Source organism: Nocardia sp. NPDC056952, from assembly GCF_042674185.1.
Classification (GTDB): Bacteria; Actinomycetota; Actinomycetes; order Mycobacteriales; family Mycobacteriaceae; genus Nocardia.
The window spans coordinates 1-4,971 of the sequence record NZ_JBHURA010000028.1; the positions used below are offsets into that span (position 1 = coordinate 1).

Below are 4,971 nucleotides of genomic sequence, written 5' to 3' on the forward strand. Positions count from 1 at the left end.
CGGCCCACCAAGGCAACGATGCGTAGCCGACCTGAGAGGGTGATCGGCCACACTGGGACTGAGACACGGCCCAGACTCCTACGGGAGGCAGCAGTAGGGAATCTTCCGCAATGGACGAAAGTCTGACGGAGCAACGCCGCGTGAGTGATGAAGGTTTTCGGATCGTAAAGCTCTGTTGTTAGGGAAGAACAAGTACCGTTCGAATAGGGCGGTACCTTGACGGTACCTAACCAGAAAGCCACGGCTAACTACGTGCCAGCAGCCGCGGTAATACGTAGGTGGCAAGCGTTGTCCGGAATTATTGGGCGTAAAGGGCTCGCAGGCGGTTTCTTAAGTCTGATGTGAAAGCCCCCGGCTCAACCGGGGAGGGTCATTGGAAACTGGGGAACTTGAGTGCAGAAGAGGAGAGTGGAATTCCACGTGTAGCGGTGAAATGCGTAGAGATGTGGAGGAACACCAGTGGCGAAGGCGACTCTCTGGTCTGTAACTGACGCTGAGGAGCGAAAGCGTGGGGAGCGAACAGGATTAGATACCCTGGTAGTCCACGCCGTAAACGATGAGTGCTAAGTGTTAGGGGGTTTCCGCCCCTTAGTGCTGCAGCTAACGCATTAAGCACTCCGCCTGGGGAGTACGGTCGCAAGACTGAAACTCAAAGGAATTGACGGGGGCCCGCACAAGCGGTGGAGCATGTGGTTTAATTCGAAGCAACGCGAAGAACCTTACCAGGTCTTGACATCCTCTGACAATCCTAGAGATAGGACGTCCCCTTCGGGGGCAGAGTGACAGGTGGTGCATGGTTGTCGTCAGCTCGTGTCGTGAGATGTTGGGTTAAGTCCCGCAACGAGCGCAACCCTTGATCTTAGTTGCCAGCATTCAGTTGGGCACTCTAAGGTGACTGCCGGTGACAAACCGGAGGAAGGTGGGGATGACGTCAAATCATCATGCCCCTTATGACCTGGGCTACACACGTGCTACAATGGACAGAACAAAGGGCAGCGAAACCGCGAGGTTAAGCCAATCCCACAAATCTGTTCTCAGTTCGGATCGCAGTCTGCAACTCGACTGCGTGAAGCTGGAATCGCTAGTAATCGCGGATCAGCATGCCGCGGTGAATACGTTCCCGGGCCTTGTACACACCGCCCGTCACACCACGAGAGTTTGTAACACCCGAAGTCGGTGAGGTAACCTTTATGGAGCCAGCCGCCGAAGGTGGGACAGATGATTGGGGTGAAGTCGTAACAAGGTAGCCGTATCGGAAGGTGCGGCTGGATCACCTCCTTTCTAAGGATATTATACGGAATATAAGACCTTGGGTCTTATAAACAGAACGTTCCCTGTCTTGTTTAGTTTTGAAGGATCATTCGATTCTTCGAGATGTTGTTCTTTGAAAACTAGATAACAGAAGTAATTCACATTCAATTAGTAATGCAAGATATCACGTAGTGATTCTTTTTAACGGTTAAGTTAGAAAGGGCGCACGGTGGATGCCTTGGCACTAGGAGCCGATGAAGGACGGGACGAACACCGATATGCTTCGGGGAGCTGTAAGCAAGCTTTGATCCGGAGATTTCCGAATGGGGAAACCCACCACTCGTAATGGAGTGGTATCCATATCTGAATACATAGGATATGAGAAGGCAGACCCGGGGAACTGAAACATCTAAGTACCCGGAGGAAGAGAAAGCAAATGCGATTCCCTGAGTAGCGGCGAGCGAAACGGGATTAGCCCAAACCAAGAGGCTTGCCTCTTGGGGTTGTAGGACACTCTGTACGGAGTTACAAAGGAACGAGGTAGATGAAGAGGTCTGGAAAGGCCCGCCATAGGAGGTAACAGCCCTGTAGTCAAAACTTCGTTCTCTCCTGAGTGGATCCTGAGTACGGCGGAACACGTGAAATTCCGTCGGAATCCGGGAGGACCATCTCCCAAGGCTAAATACTCCCTAGTGACCGATAGTGAACCAGTACCGTGAGGGAAAGGTGAAAAGCACCCCGGAAGGGGAGTGAAAGAGATCCTGAAACCGTGTGCCTACAAGTAGTCAGAGCCCGTTAACGGGTGATGGCGTGCCTTTTGTAGAATGAACCGGCGAGTTACGATCCCGTGCAAGGTTAAGCAGAAGATGCGGAGCCGCAGCGAAAGCGAGTCTGAATAGGGCGCATGAGTACGTGGTCGTAGACCCGAAACCAGGTGATCTACCCATGTCCAGGGTGAAGTTCAGGTAACACTGAATGGAGGCCCGAACCCACGCACGTTGAAAAGTGCGGGGATGAGGTGTGGGTAGGGGTGAAATGCCAATCGAACCTGGAGATAGCTGGTTCTCTCCGAAATAGCTTTAGGGCTAGCCTCAAGGTAAGAGTCTTGGAGGTAGAGCACTGATTGGACTAGGGGCCCCTACCGGGTTACCGAATTCAGTCAAACTCCGAATGCCAATGACTTATCCTTGGGAGTCAGACTGCGAGTGATAAGATCCGTAGTCGAAAGGGAAACAGCCCAGACCGCCAGCTAAGGTCCCAAAGTATACGTTAAGTGGAAAAGGATGTGGAGTTGCTTAGACAACCAGGATGTTGGCTTAGAAGCAGCCACCATTTAAAGAGTGCGTAATAGCTCACTGGTCGAGTGACTCTGCGCCGAAAATGTACCGGGGCTAAACGTATCACCGAAGCTGCGGACTGTTCTTCGAACAGTGGTAGGAGAGCGTTCTAAGGGCTGTGAAGCCAGACCGGAAGGACTGGTGGAGCGCTTAGAAGTGAGAATGCCGGTATGAGTAGCGAAAGAGGGGTGAGAATCCCCTCCACCGAATGCCTAAGGTTTCCTGAGGAAGGCTCGTCCGCTCAGGGTTAGTCGGGACCTAAGCCGAGGCCGAAAGGCGTAGGCGATGGACAACAGGTTGATATTCCTGTACCACCTCCTCACCATTTGAGCAATGGGGGGACGCAGGAGGATAGGGTAAGCGCGGTATTGGATATCCGCGTCCAAGCAGTTAGGCTGGGAAATAGGCAAATCCGTTTCCCGTGAAGGCTGAGCTGTGATGGCGAGCGAAATATAGTAGCGAAGTTCCTGATTCCACACTGCCAAGAAAAGCCTCTAGCGAGGTGAGAGGTGCCCGTACCGCAAACCGACACAGGTAGGCGAGGAGAGAATCCTAAGGTGATCGAGAGAACTCTCGTTAAGGAACTCGGCAAAATGACCCCGTAACTTCGGGAGAAGGGGTGCTCTGTTAGGGTGCAAGCCCGAGAGAGCCGCAGTGAATAGGCCCAGGCGACTGTTTAGCAAAAACACAGGTCTCTGCGAAGCCGTAAGGCGAAGTATAGGGGCTGACGCCTGCCCGGTGCTGGAAGGTTAAGAGGAGCGCTTAGCGTAAGCGAAGGTGCGAATTGAAGCCCCAGTAAACGGCGGCCGTAACTATAACGGTCCTAAGGTAGCGAAATTCCTTGTCGGGTAAGTTCCGACCCGCACGAAAGGCGCAACGATCTGGGCACTGTCTCAACGAGAGACTCGGTGAAATTATAGTACCTGTGAAGATGCAGGTTACCCGCGACAGGACGGAAAGACCCCGTGGAGCTTTACTGCAGCCTGATATTGAATGTTGGTACAGCTTGTACAGGATAGGTAGGAGCCTTGGAAACCGGAGCGCCAGCTTCGGTGGAGGCATCGGTGGGATACTACCCTGGCTGTATTGACCTTCTAACCCGCCGCCCTTATCGGGCGGGGAGACAGTGTCAGGTGGGCAGTTTGACTGGGGCGGTCGCCTCCTAAAAGGTAACGGAGGCGCCCAAAGGTTCCCTCAGAATGGTTGGAAATCATTCGCAGAGTGTAAAGGCACAAGGGAGCTTGACTGCGAGACCTACAAGTCGAGCAGGGACGAAAGTCGGGCTTAGTGATCCGGTGGTTCCGCATGGAAGGGCCATCGCTCAACGGATAAAAGCTACCCCGGGGATAACAGGCTTATCTCCCCCAAGAGTCCACATCGACGGGGAGGTTTGGCACCTCGATGTCGGCTCATCGCATCCTGGGGCTGTAGTCGGTCCCAAGGGTTGGGCTGTTCGCCCATTAAAGCGGTACGCGAGCTGGGTTCAGAACGTCGTGAGACAGTTCGGTCCCTATCCGTCGCGGGCGCAGGAAATTTGAGAGGAGCTGTCCTTAGTACGAGAGGACCGGGATGGACGCACCGCTGGTGTACCAGTTGTTCTGCCAAGGGCATCGCTGGGTAGCTATGTGCGGACGGGATAAGTGCTGAAAGCATCTAAGCATGAAGCCCCCCTCAAGATGAGATTTCCCATTCCGCAAGGAAGTAAGATCCCTGAAAGATGATCAGGTTGATAGGTCTGAGGTGGAAGTGTGGCGACACGTGGAGCTGACAGATACTAATCGATCGAGGACTTAACCATATTTTTGAATGATGTCACACCTGTTATCTAGTTTTGAGAGAATACTCTCAAATTGTTTGGTGGCGATAGCGAAGAGGTCACACCCGTTCCCATACCGAACACGGAAGTTAAGCTCTTCAGCGCCGATGGTAGTCGGGGGTTTCCCCCTGTGAGAGTAGGACGCCGCCAAGCAATTGCACGTTAGTGTAATTATGGAGGATTAGCTCAGCTGGGAGAGCATCTGCCTTACAAGCAGGGGGTCGGCGGTTCGAGCCCGTCATCCTCCACCATTATGCCGGTGTAGCTCAATTGGTAGAGCAACTGACTTGTAATCAGTAGGTTGGGGGTTCAAGTCCTCTTGCCGGCACCACTTTTATATGATATAATATTCAAGTCTCTTGTAAGAAGAGCCATTAGCTCAGTTGGTAGAGCATCTGACTTTTAATCAGAGGGTCGAAGGTTCGAATCCTTCATGGCTCACCATTTTCAATAAAATATGCGGGTGTGGCGGAATTGGCAGACGCACTAGACTTAGGATCTAGCGCCTTTGGCGTGGGGGTTCGACTCCCTTCACCCGCACTTTTAATAAAATAACTCATACATGTC

4 tRNA genes and 3 rRNA genes are annotated in these 4,971 nt (G+C 52.8%); all 7 read left to right on the forward strand.

Annotation, left to right across the window (positions count from 1 at the left end):
- Positions 1-1,281 (forward strand): 16S ribosomal RNA (locus ACFTS5_RS34165); the annotation flags it as partial.
- Between the two features lie 176 nt (positions 1,282-1,457).
- A 23S ribosomal RNA gene (locus tag ACFTS5_RS34170) occupies positions 1,458-4,386 on the forward strand.
- A gap of 55 nt (positions 4,387-4,441) precedes the next feature.
- Positions 4,442-4,557: ribosomal RNA gene (rrf, locus tag ACFTS5_RS34175) — 5S ribosomal RNA — on the forward strand.
- A gap of 22 nt (positions 4,558-4,579) precedes the next feature.
- Positions 4,580-4,655: transfer RNA gene (locus ACFTS5_RS34180), tRNA-Val, on the forward strand.
- A gap of 4 nt (positions 4,656-4,659) precedes the next feature.
- Positions 4,660-4,735: transfer RNA gene (locus ACFTS5_RS34185), tRNA-Thr, on the forward strand.
- Between the two features lie 37 nt (positions 4,736-4,772).
- A tRNA-Lys gene (locus tag ACFTS5_RS34190) sits at positions 4,773-4,848 on the forward strand.
- Positions 4,849-4,863: 15 nt separating this feature from the next.
- Positions 4,864-4,944, forward strand: a tRNA-Leu gene (locus ACFTS5_RS34195).
- Positions 4,945-4,971: the final 27 nt, after the last annotated feature.